Raw genomic sequence first — 19,804 nt, 5'->3', positions numbered from 1 at the left:
AGAGTTTGTGGGATTACTTCAATTCCGCCAAAAAGCTTGTCCCGTACTGCGGCGCTTTCGCTCCGAAGTTGTCGGCAATCGTCGCTGCCACATCAGAGAACGTCTGCCGGATGCCCAGGCTGTCCGGGTTCTTGAACCGCGGACTGTAGACCAGCAGCGGTACATATTCGCGCGTATGATCCGTTCCGCTGTGGATCGGGTCATTCCCGTGGTCTGCCGAGAGGATCAGAAGATCGTCTTCCGTTAACGTCGAGAGCAGCTCTGGCAGCGCCTGATCAAACACCTCCAAGGCATGACCATAGCCCTCAGGATCACGGCGATGGCCGTACAGGGAGTCGAAGTCTACCAGATTGGTGAACAGGAAGCCGTTAAAAGGCTTGCGCAGCTCTGCAATTGTAATTTCGATACCATGCTCATTGCTTTTGGTCGGATAGGAGGCCGTAACCCCTTCACCCGTAAAAATATCATTGATCTTGCCAACGGCTATCACGTCTTTGCCGATATCCTGCAGCGCATTCATAATGGTTGGCTCCGGTGGCTTCACCGCATAGTCATGGCGATTCGGCGTACGTACGAAGTTCCCAGGTTCGCCCACATAAGGGCGGGCGATCACGCGGCCTACCGAGAATTCGGGAGCCATCGTCAGTTCACGGGCGATAGCGCAGGCGCGGTACAGCTCTTCCAGCGGGATAATTTCCTCATGCGCAGCAAGCTGAAACACACTGTCTGCAGATGTGTATACAATCCAGGCGCCAGTCTTCATCTGCTCCTCACCATACTCCACCAGTATTTCCGTGCCGGAGGCTGGTTTGTTGCCAATCACCTTGCGGCCTGTAGCGGCTTCAAACTTCTCAATCAGTTCAGCCGGGAAGCCGTCAGGGTAAGTATTGAAGGGAATCTCAATTTTGAGTCCCATCAGCTCCCAGTGGCCGGTCATCGTATCCTTGCCTACCGAAACCTCCTGCATTTTACCGTAATATCCGGTTGGGGCAGCCACAGGTTCAAGCGGCGGCAGCGGTGCAATATTCGCAAGGCCGAGCTGCTGCAGGTTAGGAAGCTTAAGACCCGGCACCCGTTCCAGAATATGACCCAGCGTATGGGCACCCTTATCTCCAAAACCTTCGGCATCCGGCGCTTCGCCGATACCTACACTATCCAGTACAATAAATCCGATTCGTTTAAATGAGGACATTGCGGTCTTCACTCCTTTAGTAGTATGCAAGTCTTGAGACGCTGATCTTTCAAGAGAGTTCCACCCGGTGGAACCTTAGGTTTCAGTATGATTCCATCATAGCGATCTTACTCACAAAAAGCATCTTTTGGAAGCTGCGGACTTGATTTTTGTCTGTGATATCTAGATTAAGCGTGTTTCCGGTTATCTAGCCCGCGGATGATGGGTCTCATAGACTTCCTTCATATTCTTACGGGCAATTCCGCTATAAATCTGGGTAGTAGAAATATCAGAATGTCCAAGCATTTGCTGCACCGAACGCAGATCAGCCCCACCCTCCAGCAGATGTGCTGCAAAAGAATGTCTTAAGGTATGCGGAGTAATGTCCTGCTCGATTTGGGCTTCGCGGGCGTATTTCTTAATGATTTTCCAGAATCCCTGACGGGTCAGCCTGCCTCCCAGACTGTTCAGGAACAGGGCGGACTCCTCCGTATTGCCTCGAAGCAGCTTGTCCCGCATGCCAGCCGTGTACCGGGCTACACATTCAGCGGCCATCGCCCCCATGGGAACGATCCGCTCTTTGCCGGAAGATCCGGTGCAGCGCACATACTTCAAGTCTGTATTCACATCCTCCACATTCAGCGAGATCAGCTCGGACACACGGATGCCAGTAGCATAGAGCAGTTCCAGCATCGCCTTATCGCGTTTGCCCGGGGGGGTGTCTTCACCAGGTGCATCCAGCAGCCGTTCCATCTCTTCCACACTCAGTATCATCGGCGGCTTACTGCTTGGCTTGATTTTATCCATATCCAGCGTCGGGTCCTGCCCGATCAATCGTTCCTTCAGTAAATAATGAAAAAAAGCCCGGAGTGACACCGTATTCCGGTTCACTGTTGCGGCTGCACGCCCTGCTCCCCGCTGTGCCGCGAGATAGAGCATAATATGTGATCTTTTGATCTCTTCCGGCGAGGCTAAGCCCCGCTCTTCAGCAAAATCCATAAACTGTGAAATGTCCCGTCCGTAGGACTCAAGTGTGCTTGGCGACAAGCCTTTGTCTTCGGACAAATACTGCATAAACGGCTGCAAATGTGACTTCATCAATCCACGCTCCTGTCTTACTCAGGCTGCTCTTCACGATTCTGCAGCATTTTAGGCATAGGGCTCGCGGCAAGCTTTTAAGGGCAGGCCATGTCCGGTCCCACCCTTGTCTTTTTCGACAGACTCTCAAGCTTTTCCTGCTTATGGAGTAGTGCTCACTCACCGTACCAGTAATAAAACCGCAATCTCTCCCCTGCGCCCAGCGCTTCTGGACGATGCGGAACCTCTTGGAATGCCCGGACGGCCGTTCCTTCAGGAATTTCATGATGCTCATAAGGATTGATCCAACTGCTGAACCAGCTCATGGCATAATAGGCAAGGCAGCTCATGGCCACCAGCAGTGTCATAAAATACAACCGGCGCATGGTCTTCGGCACAGAGACGATCATCGGGATTCCTCCTAAAAGTTTTTGCGCGATACGCCCGCGATCCAGCTTCGAAAAAACTGCAGTCGTCAGCCCCACGGACTCGTCCTACACTCTATGCACCGGTGACTCCTAATATGTATGAAGCTCTATAAATCATTTAAAAAGCCCCCTCCGGTATATCGTACCGGGGAGAGCTTATGCGGTAAATCCTCATCTATAAGCTTATTCGGAAGGCTTGCTGTCCGTGTTGTTCTTGTCCTTGCAGCGGTAGCAGATTCCGTGAAAATCAAGTCTATGATCAAGCACCGTAAAATTAAATTCGTTCTCCAGCCGCTCTTCCAGCGGTCCGAGCCAATCTTCGCGAATCTCATCCATTGTGCCGCACTGCACGCAGATCAGATGATGGTGGTGATGCTTCGCTGTATCTGTCCGTAAGTCGTAACGGGCCACGCCATCGCCGAAATTGATCTTCTCCACGACATGAAGTTCACTAAGCAGCTCTAGGGTACGATAGACAGTAGCGAGACCGATCTCAGGAGCTTTCTCCTTCACCAGCATAAAAACATCTTCTGCGCTTAAGTGGTCTTCCTCATTCTCAAGTAGCACTCTTAAAGTCGCTTCCCGTTGGGGTGTCAGCTTATATCCTTGGGATTGTAGCTGTTGCTTAATCTTATCTATCCGGGCTTCCATTGTCTGCCTCCCCCTTGGAAAATTACCGCTCCGGGCAACAAATCACTTCTTCCATTATAGGGGGAGTAGGTTTGAGAAGTCAAACGCTTTTGGAGCGGAGAGCTCCGCCGAACCATGTACATATGTGATTTTTCCGTGATTTAATGAATAGAAAAATCATCCAATATTGATAAACTATCTATATCTATTGTATTGGAGGATTCTAAATGATTACAGAGCGTATTGGGTTGAAAATGATAGCGATTGGGTTGCTGCTGGTGTTCGTTTTAACAGCTTGCGGAAATGAACAGACTAAAATAGTAGATGAAAGATCTTCTATAATGGCTGAAGTCGAATTTGTATTAATCCGGGGAAGTGAGAAGCCGAAGGACGAATCTTCAATTAAGTTCATTCGTGAGATGTCAGAGTTTATAGAAAACCAAAAAGATAAGGAATCATTTCTAAAAATAGCCGACTTACTGGATCAAGAAGACTATGAAGAAGTAGAAAAGATATATAAGGAACTAGGCGGGGAGATTGTCAGACCCTCAGCCAAGCCTTCTAAATTAGAAGTTTTAGCACAAGATAAAGACAAGGATTTTGCGGCTTTATCCCTTGAAGCTGCCGAACTTTATATTGACGCTACGTTTGATGTAGAGCAGGACTCCCTCGATGAAATTGCAGCTTTGATTCGAAAAAATACAGTGCTTGTCAAAACTGAAAATCAAGAAGCATTTAATGAACTGGCAGACTATATCGAAAATGATGAGAGAAGCTCCGCTGAATCGTTATTCTTGGAGCTTCAAGAAAAATACAATGAATAACAAATGAACATGTGAGGTGAAACTTTTTTATAAGTCCTGCGCTGCCTCAGACTGCTCCGAAGTGTCACAGGTAGTACGTTACATTGCTGTTGGTCAGGGCAACGGATGCCAGGCTGTGCCGTCATGTGCGTAGGCCTCAAAGCAGTCGGCAAGCGGACAAGGGCCAGAGCATGCACCAACAAGTCACCCCATCAACGGGAATGGCTTATTGTTGCTTGCGAACTGGTGTTTCTTGGTCTGGCCGCCACTAAGAACTTCAGGCTACTCTAGTCATGGAACCTTACCGGTCCAGCAACCGGCCTTTCACCAGCACATAGGCTGGCTCCTTTAATGTGCCGTTCTGGATGGTTTCCTCAATAATGCCATCCTTCTTAACTACCGGACGCGCCCGGCTCGGGTTCGGCAACTGCGCTGAGTCGTCCGTCAGGATATAGGTAGCGACATCTTCACCAATGAGGCTGTACAGCTTGTTGACCTGATAGTAACTGCTTTCGATCCCTAGATGCTTGGCCAGTACACTAACAGGAATAATCATCGAGTTTTGCTTTAGTACCGGTGTTGTGTCCATAGCCTGTGCGTTTCCGTTCACCGTAAGATCCCGGGAACCGATCGTAAAAATAACCGACGTGCTGTCCATGGAAATGGTGGCCGTTTTGGCGTTTGCATCATAACCCACCTTGGCACCCAGCAACTCGCTAACGGATCGAAGCGGAATCATGATCCGTGACTGGGCGTCCGTGTAAGGTGCTTGCGGCGCGGTTTGGAGCACGTAATAATTGTTGATTTTCAACAATATCGGATATTTCTTGGCAACAGCCTCTGCCGTGTCCGATCCGCCTCCTACAAACTCGAGTAAGAATCAACAGCACTCTCTAAGAAATCGCCGGAAATGTGATTTTTGCGTGATTTTTGTTAATCAGATAAACACCTCAACTCGCAATACGCCAGTGTTTTCAGGCATTACTAACAAGCATAGGCGTCACCCAGCGCATCATCGATGGCGTCACCCAGGCTTCAAAACCGGAGACGCCCAGCACCAGCACCGCCAGTCCAAGGGAAAGCAGGGTGTACATGGCGAATGGCCGGGTTACCGGAGAGCGCCGCTGACCCAGCACCCGGCTGCGGATCATCAGCAGGGAAAAAGCAATCGCTGCCGCGCTGCCTACCAGCAGTACCGGAATCAGCACGAGATTATGCGGCGCAACCGAGACCAGCGCGAACAGCATGCCATGCCAGGAATACTCGCTAACCAGAGTGCCGACAGTAAAGCCGATCAGCACACCTTTGAGAAAATCCAGGATCAGTATGCCGGGCAGTCCGATTACAGACAATCCGAGAATCCAGATCAGGCCGATCCATTTCAGATTCAGCGCAGCAATGTCCCAGTAAGAATCCGGTGCTGCCGGGAGCCCCTGCTGATCGACGGTGACGAAGAAATTCCCCAGGTAATCACCAAGCTCCTGCTGCTGATCCAGCGTCAGTGCACTCACAATCAAAGCCCCGAAAACGACCCCAACCAAAAACAATACCGCGACAAAAATATAAAGAGGCGTCTGTTCCTTCATCATCAGCCGTAAACTGCGCATCGGGACGTTCTCCTTTCCGGTCATATGTTACACCATATGAAGAAACGTCCCGCTCTATGACTTGTCCTTTGCCGTTAGCTCTTCACTACCTTGCCATAGGTCCCGCCGCCGCCGGACGACAGCGCAAGCGTACCGGAGCGGGCTTTCACAATCTGCATCGCCAGTTCAGCTCCCGCAACAGCAGCCAGCTCCGCCTCACCGGCAGTGTGCAGAATTCTCATCTCGGTGCCAAAAGCCTGCAGCAATAGCTCCAGCTTGCGTTTACCCAGCCCCGGAATAAACTCCAGCGGCACCTGATAATGATAAGCCGGCCGATGCTGAGGAATTAATGGCTCCCCGCGGTCTGCAATCGCCAGAATCCGGTCTAACACACCTTGCACCAGCTTTTGGCTACCGCAATATGGACAACGCTCCGAGGTGGCATAGGCCTCGTCTACGATACTGCCGCATCCCGCACAATAGGTACGGTGATACTTGCCGAGCCGCGGATTCAACCCATAGTTGGCGCTCACTCTGCGCCCTTCCTGACGCGCCAGCGCGAGCCGCAGCTCAGCGAACGAGGGCTTTTCCATCTCAATCACATTATACTCGCGGCCGATCTTACCAAGTGAATGGGCATCCGAATTGGTCAGGAAGGTGTAGGGGTCAAGCTCGGAAATATATCCGGCCATTCCCGAATCGGCGCTCAGCCCAAGCTCCACCGCAGCGATCTTCTCCAGGTCAAATAGTTCGGCCATCCGTTCAGCGGCACACCCGTACAGTCCTTTATGGGGTGTAAAAATATGTGCCGGAATGAGAATCCCGCCCCGCCCGCAGATCTCATCCTGCAGCTGCCGGGCCGGAACATACAGCCGCTGGGAGCTCAAATTGATGTTGCGCATATGCTTGCTCATCCAGCTGCTGAATGCCTCCATCGCCGCAAGATCGGGCAGGAAAGCCAGGACATGGCACTCTTTTCGCCCGGGCTCACGGATTTCGATTTCCGTTCCCAGTACAATCGTCGTTCCCTGGTAAGCGATTCCGCCTCCATCCGCTTCGCTCATCTCACCAGAGGCCAGCAGTGTACGGATATCCGCCTGAACTCCCGGCGCATGGCTGTCGATAATGCCGATTAGCTCCATTCCTTTACGCTGCGCCGCCTCTTTGGCAATGTTAGCAAAAGTAAGGCTGCTGCTTCCGCTGATTTTGACAGCTTGCCCTTCCGATGTCCGCCCGATATGCACATGAAGGTCACAATAGAATCCCTGAAGCTTAGCTCCTAGTGCCATTGGCCAGTAAGCGTATATAAATGCCAGGCGTAGACGGCCATCATTGTTTTGGCGTCGGCAATTCGCCCATCCGCGATGTATTGATACGCTTCCTCCAGTGTCAGCTCCGAAACCTCCAGGAACTCATCTTCATCCAGCGACATATCTCCTGGCTGGGCATTATCCGTGACATAGAGGTGTATGATTTCATCTGCAAAACCCGGAGAGGTATAGAACGACTTCAGCAGCTTCAGCTCACCGCTATGAAAACCTGTTTCTTCCTGAAGCTCACGCCCGGCTGCCACCAGCGGATCTTCGCCTTTATCCAACTTGCCTGCAGGAATTTCCACCTCGGTACGGTGCATCGGCTGACGGTACTGCTCAACCACCAGCATTTTACCCTTGTTCAGTGCCAGCACGGCTACAGCCCCCGGATGCTTCACGACCTCGCGCGTTGCGGTATTGCCATCAGGCAGCTTGACAGTATCCACCTGCAGCGAAATGATTTTGCCTTCAAAAATCGGCTGTGTGGATAAAGTTTCTTCGTCCAGTGCGGGATTGCGTTTGATTTCATCTTTTTTCATAGATTAATGGTCTCCTTTGGCTTCAATCTGCATAGGGTGTATTATAGCAAACTTAAGAGGAAAGAAGGAATGCAGGCATGAATGACATCCTTGTCCATACAAGCTCATCCGCCGTCACAATGGTAGGCAGACCGGAGCAAATTATGGCTGTGATAGCCGGGTGGATGAAGCAATATGGACGTGATATGCCGCTGGCCTATATCCTGCTGCTGCATTCCGAAGCACGGAACAATAATGCGAACAAGGCCGGATAATCTCTTGGTCCCCTTCCTGATGTTCATCAGGGTGAGTAAACATAAGGAGCTGTTCCCGGGGATGGACCGGAGACAGCTCCTTCATGTATTTCACGCAGCAACCTAAGCTGCCCGTGGCTGGATCAGCCTTTTACACTTTCCTTCACAATAGCAACAACGAGTTCGGCCACCTTAACGATATCCTCGGCTTTGATCCGCTCTTTGGTCGTATGGATATTTTGATAGCCGACCGCCAGGTTTACCGTTGGAACCTTCAACCCGTTGAACACATTGGCATCGCTGCCACCACCGGACGCGAACAATCTTGGGGACAGCCCAAGTGAGGTAATCGCACGTTCCGCCAGTTTCACTACCGGATCATGCTCATTGAAGCTGAACGCCGGATAGATAATTTCACTGCGGAACTCACTTTCCGCACCGTATTCGCGGGCCGTAGTCTCTAGCGCTTCACGCATGGAAGCAATCTGCCGCTCTACCTTTTCCTGCACAATACTACGCGCTTCGGCATCCAGCTGCACATGGTCACAGACCACATTCGTTGGGCCGCCTCCGGCAAATTTGCCGATATTGGCTGTCGTCTCCTTGTCGATGCGTCCAAGCTTCATCGCAGAGATGGCTTTGCTGGCGACTTGAATCGCGCTGATTCCATCCTCCGGATTCACGCCGGCATGAGCAGATTTGCCAAAAATCTGCATTGTCACCTTCGCCTGGGTCGGCGCAGCGACTGCTATGGCTCCCACTTCACCATTGGAATCCAGGGCAAAACCGAACTCGGCATCCAAGTGGCTTGGGTCCATGTTCCGGGCACCTAGCAGCCCTGACTCTTCACCTGCGGTAATGACAAACTGAATCTGTCCATGTGGCAGTTTTTGCTCCTGAATCACACGGATGGCTTCGAACACAGCAGCGAGTCCAGCCTTGTCATCCGAGCCAAGAATTGTACTGCCGTCGCTGGTAATCCAGCCGTCTGCGCCCAGGGAAGGCTTAATATTTTTACCGGGAACCACGGTATCCATATGGCAGGTGAACAGCATCTTAGGTGCTGAAGCCCCCTCCTCGGCTGGCCAAGTCACGAACAAATTGCCTGCTCCATGACCCGTGCGTTCTTTGGAATCATCTTCAATGGCGGTAAGGCCCAGGGCGCTGAATTTTTCTTTGAGCACATCGGCAATCTGCCGTTCGTTTCCTGTTTCACTATCTACACGGACAAGCTCCATGAATTCCTGAATCAAGCGGTCTTGTGAGATCATTGGACTTCCCTCTCTTTCACGGATACGTTACAATAACAGTATTGTGCTAAACATTCCACACGCTATTAACTTAAACTAATTTCAAAGGAGTCACTCATGCAACGTCAAAAATGGTTCCGCATCGTTATCTATGTTATGCTGATCGCCATGATCGCCTCTACCGTGCTCTTCGTCCTTGAGCCTTTCCTGGCCGGCTGATGATCCCATTGGCCCGTTAATAATAGCGTCCGGATGCTCCGGGCGCTATTTGACTTGAGCATACCTGTGAATGCTCGGCTTAATCGGTCAGCAGCGAATCCGCCTGAAGTACGGTATCAGACGTCTCATAAGGAAAATGCTTCAGGAAATAAGGAATCAAGTCTCCGGCTACCTCCCGGAGTTCAAACGGACGCCCGGCGCATTCCTCCAGTGAGGTGACTCCATACTCGGCAATCCCGCACGGAATAATCCCCTGAAACCCCTGTTCCCCGATTCCCGCAGCGATATTGAACGCGAACCCATGGCTTGTGATAAAGCCTTTGCGGAATTTGCTTTTATTGAATTTGACTCCAATGGCACAGATTTTCTCATCGCCAACCCACACACCTGTATATTCCGGTTTGCGGCTGCCTTCAATGCCGTAAGCTGCCAAAAAATCAATAATTACAGACTCCAGACGGCGCAGATAGCCGTGCAAATCCACCTTGCCATCCACCCCAAGCTTCAGCAGCGGGTATCCAACCAGTTGGCCGGGACCATGATATGTAATATCTCCTCCCCGGTCGATTTCAAACAGCGAAATGCCTTTTTGCTTAAGCTGTTCGGCACTGAGGAGAAGATGTTCAGGATGATGCTGGGAGCCGATGGTATAGGTTGGCGGATGCTGCAAAAGAATCAGACGCTCCGGCCCTGTTCCGGCATCAATCGCCTGAACTGCCTCCTTTTGGAGCTCCCAGGCCGCCCCGTATTCCATCAGCGGAAGATATGAAACTTCCAATAAGCTTAGATCCGTGCTGCTCATGCTCTCAGGTCCCCTTTGTATTACAGTCTCCTGTTACAGGGTTATACCGTTCATTAATTAATACAGCTTCGTATCCGGTGTATAGCCCTCCACATTCTCCTTGACACGCTGCAGGAACCGTCCAGAAATAACGCCGTCCAGAATCCGGTGATCCAGTGACAGACAGATATTAGCCATGGAACGTACGGCGATCATATCGTTGATCACAACAGGCTTTTTCACAATGGATTCGAAGGTAAGTATAGCTGCCTGCGGGTAATTGATGATCGGATAGGACAGAATCGAGCCGAATGAGCCGGTATTGTTCACGGTAAATGTACCGCCCTGTATATCCTCCAGACGCAGCTTGCCTTCACGGGTCTTCAAGGCCAGCTCGTCGATTTCGCGGGCAAGCCCGGCAACATTCTTTTGGTCAGCCCTTTTGATGACCGGCATCATTACCGAATCCTCAGTACCGACAGCCAGCGAGATGTTGATGTCGCGTTTGACGATAATTTTGTCAACAGCCCAGACCGAGTTCATGATCGGATAATCCTTAATGGCACTTACGACAGCTTTCATCAGGAAGGCCAGATAAGTCAGGTTAAAGCCTTCCTTGCGTTTGAACTCATCCTTCAGCTTGTTGCGCAGCACGACCAGATTGGTCACGTCGACTTCAATCGTCGTCCAGGCATGCGGAATCTCGGAGACACTCTGACGCATTTTTGTCGCAATCGTGTTACGGATTGGGGTTACGTCGATCAGATACTCCGAGCTGCTGCCCCGTCCTCCCTCAACCTCAATTGTAGGAATACGCGGTGTTTCACTGAGATGCAGGCCAGAATGGCGAACCGGCTCCGGTGCTTCTTCTTGAATGGCCTGCAGCGCAGGCTGCTGGGATTCCGGTGCCTGCTGTCCCGCAAAGGCTGGTGGTGCAGCAGACATGCCAGCGGCTGATGCGCCGCCGTTATCAAGGAACGTCAGCACGTCCTTGCGCGTAATGCGGCCCCCAAGGCCAGTCCCCGGCACAGCCGCGAGATCAATGCCATGCTCCGCGGCAAGGGTCTGCACCGCCGGTGAATACCGGGAGCGCATCGGTGCGGATGCGTCAAACGCAGCGGCAGGCACCGGTGGTCTGCCCGTTCCTGGGGCTTGTTTGGGCGCGGCCGGACGGGACGCGGCTTGCGCTTGCGGCGAAGCACTCGCGGAAGGAGCGGCCGCTGGAGCAGCCACCGGTACGCTTGATGCGGCAGGTGCAGCTACGGCTATGCGCGCGATCACCTCGCCTACGCTCACGGTCTGGCCTTCTTCCGCCAGCAGTTCCACCAGAGTGCCATCCACGGTGGCAGGCAGCTCCGCATTGACTTTATCCGTAATCAGATCACAGAGCGGTTCGTATTGCTCGATGGAATCCCCTGGCTGCTTCAGCCATTTACCGATCGTCGCCGAGACCAGCGACTCCGCCAGCTGTGGCATAATCACATCGGTCAGCTTTGTGTTGTCAGACATAATGTCACTCCTTAAAGTTTTGTAAGCATATGCTTACAGATAGTACTTCGTACAAAACTCACTTCGGAAGCATTCGCTTAAGTTTTGTAAGCATATGCTTACAGATATTACTTCGTACAAAACTCGGCGAATTTCCTGCGAGCTATGAGATTCAACAACAAATCAGGTTAGATTCTTAAGTTCACTCTATATTAAGTGGAAAAAGTAAAACTAATTTGCTGTAATCCTGGCTAGATAAGGTTTTAGTGGGATTTTGTACATCTAATTCATGCCTATTCATTACATACTGGGTTTATCAGCCGGATTAGTGGTACTTTTTCCCACTTGGTTACTCCACAAGCTGAATGAGTCCAATTAATGATACTTTTTCCACTAACGATGACTGCCTTTTGTTTTTTCAAGTTCGGGCTAACTGGTATGAAACTTAGTACTGCGCAAGGCGCAGCATTTCCGCTTTCACTTTATCCTTGCTCAGCATGAAGAACTTCTCCATCGGCGGGCTGATGGGCATCGCCGGCACGTCTGGTCCGCAGAGGCGGAAGATCGGCGCATCCAGCTCGAACAGACAGTGTTCTGCGATAATCGCCGCCACTTCTCCGCCGATGCCACCGGTCTTGTTGTCCTCGTGAACAATCAGGACTTTGCCGGTCTGGCGGGCGGCGGCAATAATGGCCTCGCGGTCCAGCGGCTGCAGGGTGCGCAGATCCAGGATATGCGCGGTAATACCCTCCTCGCGCTCCAGCTCTTCCGCAGCCTGCATGGCAAAATGCAGCGGCAGACTGTACCCGATTACTGTAATATCGCTGCCTTCACGCAGCAGATTTGCTTCACCGATCGGAACGGTGTAATCCCCTTCAGGCACATCTTCCTTAATCAGCTTATAGCACTTTTTGTTCTCGAAGAAGAGGACCGGATCAGGATCACGCACAGCTGCCTTCAACAGCCCTTTGGCGTCATAAGCCGAGTACGGTGCTACTATCTTAAGCCCTGGCGTCCCGAAGAAAATCGATTCCGGGCATTGCGAATGGTACAGTCCGCCGAAGATCCCCCCGCCAATGGGAGCACGGATAACCACCGGACAGCTCCAGTCGTTATTGGAGCGGTAGCGGATTTTGGCAGCTTCGCTGATGATCTGGTTAGTCGCCGGAAGCATGAAGTCAGAATACTGCATTTCAGCAATCGGCTTCATCCCGTACATCGCTGCACCGATAGCCACACCAGCTATAGCAGATTCTGCCAGCGGCGTATCCAGGACGCGTTCTTCCCCGAACTGCTCCTGCAGCCCTTTGGTGGTGGTAAAAACGCCACCCTTAACGCCGACATCCTCTCCGAGCACGAACACCGATTCATCGCGCTCCATTTCTTCCTTCATTGCCAGCCGGATGGCATCGATATATTCCATAATCGCCATGGGTTAGGCTCCTCCCTTGAGGTCAGATTCACTGTACACATGCAGCAGCGTATCTTCCGGTTTCGGAAACGGCGCATTTTCAGCGTATTCAATGGCTGCCTTGAGCTCCAGATTGTATTCTGCAGCCAGATCACGTTCCTGCTCGTCACTCCAGAGTCCAAGTTCAATCAAGTAGGTGCGGAAGGCGGCAATGCCGTCTTTTTTCCAGTTCGCATCCACTTCTTCCTTCGTCCGGTAAGCCAGATCGTTGTCGGAGGTAGAGTGCGGAGATAAGCGGTACATCATCGCCTCAATCAGGGTCGGGCCTTCACCGGCAAGCGCACGCTCACGTGCTTCCTTCACCACGCGGTACACCTCCAGCGGATCATTGCCGTCTACCTGGATTCCCGGGAAGCCGTAGCCCAGCGCACGGTCGCTGACTTTACCCCCAAGCTGCTTGTGGGCCGGAACCGAAATTGCATACTGGTTGTTCTGGCAAAAAATGATGACCGGCAGCTTATTCACACCGGCGAAATTGCACGCTTCATGGAAATCCCCCTGGTTGCTGGAGCCTTCCCCGAAGGTAACAAACGAAACGAATTTCTTCTTCTGCATTTTGGCTGCCAGGGCAAAGCCCACGGCATGCGGCACCTGTGTGGTCACCGGACTTGAACCGGTCACAATCCGCAGGCGTTTACTTCCGAAATGGCCCGGCATCTGCCGGCCTCCGCTATTTGGGTCTTCGGCTTTGGCGAACACAGAGAGCATCAGCTCACGCGTAGTCATACCCACAGTCAGCACAAAGGCATAGTCACGGTAATAAGGTAAAAAATAGTCATTCTCCCGGTCCAGCGCAAAAGCTGCTGCTACCTGGGCCGCCTCCTGGCCGATCCCGGAGACATGAAAGTTGATCTTCCCGGCGCGCTGAAGCAGCAGGCTGCGTTCATCGTACTTCCGCCCGAGCTGCATATATCTGTACATATCGATGACCTGGCCGTCACTGAGTCCAAGCGGCTTATGTCTGTTAACGGTTTCTACAGTACCTTGGGATTCCATATGAGGTACCTCCTAAAATTTTGTTAAGCGATGCTTCCTTGATATTCTTCGTACAAACTTGCACCAGGTGGCATACACTCAAGCTAATCTGTGCCTGATCTTAAAACCAGGTACTAAATCGTACTCCAGTCCATTATAATCCCTTTTCCTCTAAAAAGAAAAGCCACGAAAAGCCGGTTTGGAGCTGTATTGACGCAAATGGCGCCTTCAGCTCCGCCCGGCATTCCCGTGGGGGCATTCATCGTTTCCTAGAATCCGATTGCTCTTCCATCCACAGCGAGCATAGCTTCGCCAATGATCTCGGAAAGCGTCGGGTGGGCATGAATCGCTTCCCCGACTTCCCAAGGTGTGGCATCCAGCAGCTGTGCCAATGCCGCTTCCCCGATTAGATCCGTAACATGGGGACCGATCATCTGCACACCGAGAATATCTCCGCTGCTACGGTCAGCAACAACTTTGACGAAGCCATCCTTCATCCCGTAGACTATCGCTTTTCCGATGGCCGAAAACGGGAATTTGCCGGTGACCACATCCGCTCCAAGCGCCTTGGCCTCTTTTTCCGTATATCCTACGCTCGCCACTTCAGGACGCGTGTAGACACAGCGCGGAACCAGGTGCGGATGATAGGGATGAAGCGTCTCCCCCGCCAGATGGTTCACTGCACGTATTCCCTCATGACTCGCGGCATGGGCCAGTTGGAGTCCGCCGATGCAATCGCCGATCGCATAGATATGCGGTTCATTGGTCTGCATGTTGGCATTAACTTCAATTACACCTTTATCAAAATGGATGTCGGTATTCTCCATACCAATATTCTCAATATTAGCTACTCTGCCTACAGATACCAGAAGCTTCTCCGCAGTCAGGGTCTGGCTCTGTTCACCCTTACGTGCTTCAATGGTGACTCCCGATTCCGAAACTACACAGGTCTCAGCATCTACAGTAGTCCCGATCAGCACCTTCACGCCGCGTTTCTTGAGCAGCCGCAGCAGTTCGTGGGCGATCTCCTCGTCTTCGAGAGGCAGCAATTGGCCTGCCGCTTCGACCACAGTGACCTGCACGCCAAAATCAGCCAGCATCGAAGCCCATTCCACACCGATGACTCCGCCGCCCACAATAATTATCGAGGCTGGCAGTTCTTCCAGTGTCAATGCTTCCTCGCTGCTCAGTATAACCTTGCCGTCCGGCTTCAGACCGGGCAGCACGCGTGGACGCGAGCCGGTTGCCACAATGAGATTGCCGGAAACCACAGTCTCCATCTCGCCATTCTCCAGCTCCACTGCCACGGCCCCGCTGCGCGGAGAGAAAATCGAAGGGCCAATAATGCGTCCTTTTCCCTTCAGCACCTGGATTTTATTTTTACGCATCAGAAACTGCACACCCTGATGCAACTGCTCGACCACAGCTTCCTTCCGGGCCTGCACCTTCGGGAATACCAGCTGCACCCCCGTAGTCTCGATGCCATAACTCTCACTCTCTTGTATTTCAGCGTATACCTCGGCACTGCGCAGCAGCGATTTGCTTGGAATGCAGCCACGATGCAGACAGGTTCCGCCCAGTTTGTCCATTTCAATGACAACAACAGATTTCCCGAGCTGGGCTGCGCGGATCGCCGCCACATAACCTCCGGTACCTCCGCCAAGAATGGCCACGTCACATGAAATCGTCATATATGTATCCTCCAGTCATCACTTGTAAGTTCTAAATTAACCTATTACATTGTACTCTCTTTTATCCCCATAACAAAGCTTACAAACGTCATATATACATGGACTTTTACCCGTTGAAGCGTTATCATATGGGTGAATTCAATGGGATACAAGTGGAAAAGGAGGAAATCATGAAACTGCTCACCACACGCTTCATTGCCATCCTGATTCTGGTTATTCCCGGCCTCCTCGCGATGAAAGGCTTCCTGATGATGAAAGACGATATTTTCAACTATATTTCCATGCATGGAGACGATAAGGCAACTCCTGTTTTTGCCTGGCTGCATTTTGGCGGAGGGCTGCTGCTGTTCCTGGCTGGAATGAGCTTCCTCGGCGGCTGGATTCTGACCCGTGACCGGAAGCGCAATTACGTCGGTCCCCGTTTCAAGGAGAAGCAAAAGACCCAGCAGCCCCCTTCACCGGATGCCTCCAGCTAAGAGGTAATAATCACTGGTGAGAATAGCACAGTCGTTCCCCTTATAAAGAGCAAAGGCAGTTCCGAAGAATTTCGGGACTGCCTTTTTTTATAATCTACCCCGTCGCTGAATCCGAAGTCCCCCGTACCAACTCACTGTACAATCCGCCCTCCTGCAGCAGTTCTTTATGCGATCCCTGCTGCAGAAGCCGTCCGCCATGAAGCACCAGAATACGGTCTGCCGCACGGATCGTCCCCAGACGGTGGGCGATCACGAAGCTGGTCCGGCCTTTCATCAACGCCTGCAGCCCCTCCTGAATCTTGATCTCCGTTACAGTGTCGATGCTGCTTGTCGCTTCATCCAGCACCAGCATGGACGGATTGGCAAGAATCGCGCGGGCTATAGCCAGCAGCTGCTTTTGTCCCTGGCTGATCCCTGTGCCGTCCACGGACAGCATCCGTTCGTAGCCACCTTTTATCCGCATAATAAATGAATGGGCATTCGCCAGCTTCGCCGCTTCCTCCACTTCCTCGTCGCTGGCATCCAGCCGGCCGTAGCGGATATTGTCACGGATCGTCCCCTTGAACAGGAATGAATCCTGCAGCACAAAGGCCATGTGGCTCCGCAAGCTCTCACGGCGGATCGAAGACAGGTCCCTGCCATCCAGCGTAATGCTGCCCTTGTCAGGATCATAGAAGCGGGACAGCAAGCCGATTAACGTGGTTTTACCTGCCCCGGTTGGCCCAACTAGTGCAATCATCTCGCCGGGCTTGGCCTCGAAGCTGATATCCTGAAGCGTATCGGTTCCGTCATCATACGAGAAGGACACTCCGGAGAATTTCACCGCACCCTCCACATGATCCAGCGCTCCCGCTGTTCCTTCATCCTTGGCTTCGGCTCCTTCATCCAGCACCTCAAATACCCGTTCTGCACCGGCAATCGCCGACAGCAGTGTGTTCCACTGGTTCGCCAGATCATTCAGCGGCCGCGTGAATTGGCGCGTGTATTCCACGAATGCGATAATAACGCCTACGGTAACTAAATCCCGGATAGCCAGCAGACCGCCGACTCCGGCTACAATGGCAAAGCTCAGATTGTTCAGGCCGTTCATCAGCTTGGGAATAAATCCCGAAATCGCCTGAGCCCAGTAGCCCGACAGCATAATCCGCGTATTACGCTCACGAAAGCCCGCAATAACCCGCTCCTCCTGCGAAAAAGCCTTGATGATTCTCTGGCCGGACAACGTCTCCTCAATAAATCCGTTAAGCTCGCCCATATTGCGTTGGCGTTCCTTGAACAGCGGACCGGTCCGCCGTGTTATCCAGCGCATGCCGAGGATCATCAGCGGTACTACGATGAAGGTCAGCAACGTGAGCAGCGGGCTTAGCCACAGCATCACACCCACCGTGCCCAGCAGTGTCAGTACACTTGAGAAAATCTGAATCGCCGAGCTGTTTAACGTGGAACTGATATTCTCAATATCATTGGTCAGACGGCTCATAATTTCACCCTGCTGCCTGCGGTTGAAGAACGGAATCGGCAGCCGGTGCAGGTGCGCGAACAGATCGGTCCGCATCCGGAATACGGTCTCCTGGGCAATCTCGATCATCCAGATGTTCTGCAGCCATGAGGTCAGGGAATTAAGCAGATATACGGCGGCAAGCGTGATCAGGAAGAATCCCCAGGTTCTGCCTCCACTCCCCTCCAGATAGTGGTCCACCGCTCTGCTGATCAAATAAGGTCCGAGTAGTGCAAGACCAGAGCTTAGAAACACCATCACCAGTACAAGCGCCAGCTTGGCCTTGCGTTTCGCCAGATAGCTCCAGATTCTCCGTAGTGTGGCCGACCAGTTCCTAGCTTTCTCCTTAGGTTTACGTCCTCCCGGCGAACCGAAGCTTGCCGCTTCACCAAGTCCGACATTCAGCTTCGGGTGGCGAAAAGGGTCAAGTAAAGCTTTGAACATGCTGCGCCACCTCCCTGTCTTGGGATTCATTGATCTTCCGGTACAGCTCCGAATCCTTCATCAGCTCATCATGTGTCCCCTTCGCAATCAGCCGGCCTTCATCCAGCAGTAATATAAGGTCAGCAGAGACGGTCGAGCTGATTTTTTGCGTGATAAGAAATGTGGTACAGGACATGTTTTTCAGTTCAGCCAGCAGCCGGCCTTCGGTAACCGCATCCAGTGCACTGGTACTGTCATCCAGAATCAGAACCGCGGGTTTTCTAACCAGTGCTCTGGCAATCGTCAGCCGCTGCTTCTGCCCCCCGGAGAGATTGACTCCCCGCTGTCCCAGCATGGTGTCATAGCCGTGCGGCAATTCTTTTACCGTATCATGTATTTGCGCGGCTGCAGCTGCCTGTTCAATCTCTTCCTGGGTGGCATCCGGTTTGCCCCAGACCATGTTCTCCCGCACCGATCCGGTAAACAGCAGGACCTCCTGGGGTACATATCCGATGGCTCCGCGCAGTCTGGACATTTCCATCTCTGAACTTGCTGTCCCGTCGATCCGGATGACACCGCTGTTCTGCTCATACAAACGGGGAATCAAACCTACCAGAGATGATTTGCCTGAACCGGTTGCTCCCATAATTGCCACCCGTTCTCCCGGCTGCACCGTAAACGAAATATCCTCCAGCACAGCAATATCACTCTCCGGATAACGGAAGCTAACGTGCTGAAACTCTACTTTACCCTGAATAGGTGCGGTCTTTCTTATAGTTGCCGCCACTGCATCCTTAGCTTCCAAATGATCTGCCGACATGACTTCCTGAATCCGTTGCGAAGAAGCCTTGGCCCGGGAAAAGGTCGCCATAATCCAGGATAGTGCTGACAAGGCTCCGATCGTACGCAGGGAATAGTTTATTACTGCTACAGTCTGTCCAAGGGTTGCGTCTCCGGCGGAAATCTCGATACGTCCGAACCACAGCACCAGCATAATACCCGCATTCACAATCAGCATAATAAGTGGAGCCGAGGTCTCCGTCAGCCGCAGCGCAGCTATAGTGGAGTTCATCAGTTCCCTGCTGAATGATGCGAAACGGTAAGTCTCATGACTCATACGCACAAACACCCGAATCAACCGGATACCGGTAAGGTTCTCCTGAATTACACTGTTGACTCCATCCAGCCGGATCTGCACGCTACGGAACAATACCGCCGCCTTTCTCATCACCCAGAACAGAAACACAATGAGTACCGGAAGCGTAACTGCCAGCAGCAGCCCCAGCTTCACATGTACGACTAACGCCATCACCACACTGCCCACAACAACGAGCGGCACACGAGTCATGAAGCGGAGTCCCATAAAAATCGTATCCTGCAACTGCGACACATCCGCCGTAAGACGGGTGATTAGAGATGATGTGGGGAAACGGCTGAAGACGGCATAGGCAAAAGACTGAACCTTCTCATATAACTTATCCCGCAGATCAAAGGCAAACCCCTGGCTGGCATGAGACGCAAAAAAAGAGCTGAGCACGCCCGCAATAAACGCCAAAACTGCGCTTACTACCAGCACACCGCCCCATAGCCAGACGACCCGGTTATCCTGTTCCCTGATTCCGTCATCAATAATTTTGGAGATCAGCAGGGGCTGGGACAGCTCAACCGCCAGTTCGATCACCATCATCACAAGCGCGGCGATTGCAGCTACCCTGTATTTGTTGAGATAGGAAAAAATGATGTTCATCAGCG

The 19,804-nt window shown here is 52.2% G+C and carries 20 protein-coding genes; 4 read left to right on the top strand and 16 right to left on the bottom strand.

Annotated elements, in window-relative coordinates:
- Positions 1–13 precede the first annotated feature (13 nt).
- The 4 genes from deoB to fur all read right to left on the bottom strand — a co-directional run bounded on the left by deoB (position 14) and on the right by fur (position 3,327).
- A complete protein-coding gene (gene deoB, locus ACTJKB_RS09440; protein ID WP_440833485.1) occupies positions 14–1,192 on the bottom strand; it encodes a phosphopentomutase in 1,179 nt (392 codons plus the stop codon).
- Positions 1,193–1,375: 183 nt separating this feature from the next.
- On the bottom strand, positions 1,376–2,269 hold the full coding sequence (gene xerD / locus ACTJKB_RS09435; protein ID WP_440833484.1) for a site-specific tyrosine recombinase XerD: 894 nt from the start codon (positions 2,267–2,269) through the stop codon (positions 1,376–1,378).
- Positions 2,270–2,424: 155 nt separating this feature from the next.
- The gene (locus ACTJKB_RS09430) at positions 2,425–2,658 is read right to left on the bottom strand and encodes a DUF4227 family protein (RefSeq protein ID WP_440833481.1); all 234 of its coding nucleotides are present in this window, start codon (positions 2,656–2,658) and stop codon (positions 2,425–2,427) included.
- Positions 2,659–2,859: 201 nt separating this feature from the next.
- The gene (fur, locus tag ACTJKB_RS09425; RefSeq protein WP_440833479.1) at positions 2,860–3,327 is read right to left on the bottom strand and encodes a ferric iron uptake transcriptional regulator; all 468 of its coding nucleotides are present in this window, start codon (positions 3,325–3,327) and stop codon (positions 2,860–2,862) included.
- Positions 3,328–3,533: 206 nt separating this feature from the next.
- On the opposite strand from fur, the gene ACTJKB_RS09420 reads away from it, so the two are divergent.
- Positions 3,534–4,130 (top strand): hypothetical protein, encoded by a 597-nt coding sequence (locus ACTJKB_RS09420; RefSeq protein ID WP_440833477.1) that lies wholly within the window; start codon positions 3,534–3,536, stop codon positions 4,128–4,130.
- A gap of 280 nt (positions 4,131–4,410) precedes the next feature.
- Here the strand turns inward: ACTJKB_RS09420 and ACTJKB_RS09415 are convergent, their stop codons facing one another.
- The 4 genes from ACTJKB_RS09415 to ACTJKB_RS09400 all read right to left on the bottom strand — a co-directional run bounded on the left by ACTJKB_RS09415 (position 4,411) and on the right by ACTJKB_RS09400 (position 7,547).
- Positions 4,411–4,923, bottom strand: coding sequence for a copper amine oxidase N-terminal domain-containing protein (locus ACTJKB_RS09415; protein WP_440833475.1), 513 nt, complete (start codon positions 4,921–4,923; stop codon positions 4,411–4,413).
- Between the two features lie 160 nt (positions 4,924–5,083).
- Positions 5,084–5,716 carry a stage II sporulation protein M gene (spoIIM, locus tag ACTJKB_RS09410; protein WP_074101102.1) on the bottom strand — a complete coding sequence of 211 codons (633 nt, stop codon included), beginning with the start codon at positions 5,714–5,716 and terminating at the stop codon, positions 5,084–5,086.
- Positions 5,717–5,790: 74 nt separating this feature from the next.
- Positions 5,791–6,984, bottom strand: a complete 1,194-nt coding sequence (locus ACTJKB_RS09405; protein ID WP_440833473.1) for an endonuclease Q family protein — start codon at positions 6,982–6,984, stop codon at positions 5,791–5,793.
- Complete coding sequence (locus tag ACTJKB_RS09400; protein ID WP_440833471.1) at positions 6,975–7,547, bottom strand: NUDIX hydrolase; 573 nt, start codon at positions 7,545–7,547, stop codon at positions 6,975–6,977. Before ACTJKB_RS09400 ends, ACTJKB_RS09405 begins: the two co-directional genes overlap by 10 nt.
- A 77-nt stretch (positions 7,548–7,624) precedes the next feature.
- Between ACTJKB_RS09400 and ACTJKB_RS09395 the strand changes: the two genes are divergently transcribed.
- On the top strand, positions 7,625–7,801 hold the full coding sequence (locus ACTJKB_RS09395) for a hypothetical protein (protein WP_440833469.1): 177 nt from the start codon (positions 7,625–7,627) through the stop codon (positions 7,799–7,801).
- Positions 7,802–7,923: 122 nt separating this feature from the next.
- Here ACTJKB_RS09395 and ACTJKB_RS09390 read toward each other — a convergent pair whose 3' ends face one another.
- Positions 7,924–9,051, bottom strand: a complete 1,128-nt coding sequence (locus ACTJKB_RS09390) for a tripeptidase T (protein WP_440833467.1) — start codon at positions 9,049–9,051, stop codon at positions 7,924–7,926.
- A 96-nt stretch (positions 9,052–9,147) separates the two neighbouring features.
- Between ACTJKB_RS09390 and prli42 the strand changes: the two genes are divergently transcribed.
- The gene (gene prli42, locus ACTJKB_RS09385; protein ID WP_143186211.1) at positions 9,148–9,249 is read left to right on the top strand and encodes a stressosome-associated protein Prli42; all 102 of its coding nucleotides are present in this window, start codon (positions 9,148–9,150) and stop codon (positions 9,247–9,249) included.
- Between the two features lie 79 nt (positions 9,250–9,328).
- Here prli42 and lipB read toward each other — a convergent pair whose 3' ends face one another.
- The 5 genes from lipB to lpdA all read right to left on the bottom strand — a co-directional run bounded on the left by lipB (position 9,329) and on the right by lpdA (position 15,655).
- Positions 9,329–10,051 carry a lipoyl(octanoyl) transferase LipB gene (lipB, locus tag ACTJKB_RS09380; RefSeq protein ID WP_440833465.1) on the bottom strand — a complete coding sequence of 241 codons (723 nt, stop codon included), beginning with the start codon at positions 10,049–10,051 and terminating at the stop codon, positions 9,329–9,331.
- Positions 10,052–10,108: 57 nt separating this feature from the next.
- Positions 10,109–11,539 carry a dihydrolipoamide acetyltransferase family protein gene (locus ACTJKB_RS09375; RefSeq protein ID WP_440833464.1) on the bottom strand — a complete coding sequence of 477 codons (1,431 nt, stop codon included), beginning with the start codon at positions 11,537–11,539 and terminating at the stop codon, positions 10,109–10,111.
- A 424-nt stretch (positions 11,540–11,963) separates the two neighbouring features.
- A complete protein-coding gene (locus ACTJKB_RS09370) occupies positions 11,964–12,950 on the bottom strand; it encodes an alpha-ketoacid dehydrogenase subunit beta (protein WP_440833462.1) in 987 nt (328 codons plus the stop codon).
- A 3-nt stretch (positions 12,951–12,953) separates the two neighbouring features.
- Positions 12,954–13,985, bottom strand: a complete 1,032-nt coding sequence (locus ACTJKB_RS09365; RefSeq protein WP_074085257.1) for a thiamine pyrophosphate-dependent dehydrogenase E1 component subunit alpha — start codon at positions 13,983–13,985, stop codon at positions 12,954–12,956.
- A gap of 248 nt (positions 13,986–14,233) precedes the next feature.
- The gene (gene lpdA / locus ACTJKB_RS09360) at positions 14,234–15,655 is read right to left on the bottom strand and encodes a dihydrolipoyl dehydrogenase (RefSeq protein WP_440833461.1); all 1,422 of its coding nucleotides are present in this window, start codon (positions 15,653–15,655) and stop codon (positions 14,234–14,236) included.
- 170 nt (positions 15,656–15,825) lie between these two features.
- Between lpdA and ACTJKB_RS09355 the strand changes: the two genes are divergently transcribed.
- Positions 15,826–16,131: a DUF2627 domain-containing protein gene (locus ACTJKB_RS09355; RefSeq protein ID WP_440833459.1), complete on the top strand. Its 306-nt coding sequence runs from the start codon at positions 15,826–15,828 to the stop codon at positions 16,129–16,131.
- A 94-nt stretch (positions 16,132–16,225) separates the two neighbouring features.
- Here ACTJKB_RS09355 and ACTJKB_RS09350 read toward each other — a convergent pair whose 3' ends face one another.
- Positions 16,226–18,073 carry an ABC transporter ATP-binding protein gene (locus ACTJKB_RS09350; protein WP_440833457.1) on the bottom strand — a complete coding sequence of 616 codons (1,848 nt, stop codon included), beginning with the start codon at positions 18,071–18,073 and terminating at the stop codon, positions 16,226–16,228.
- On the bottom strand, positions 18,054–19,799 hold the full coding sequence (locus tag ACTJKB_RS09345; RefSeq protein WP_440833455.1) for an ABC transporter ATP-binding protein: 1,746 nt from the start codon (positions 19,797–19,799) through the stop codon (positions 18,054–18,056). The genes ACTJKB_RS09350 and ACTJKB_RS09345 overlap by 20 nt, the downstream gene beginning before the upstream one ends.
- Positions 19,800–19,804 lie beyond the last annotated feature (5 nt).

The organism is Paenibacillus sp. 22594 (genome assembly GCF_052044425.1).
Lineage (GTDB): Bacteria > Bacillota > Bacilli > Paenibacillales > Paenibacillaceae > Paenibacillus_AQ.
This window is presented reverse-complemented; position numbering and strand designations above follow the sequence as displayed.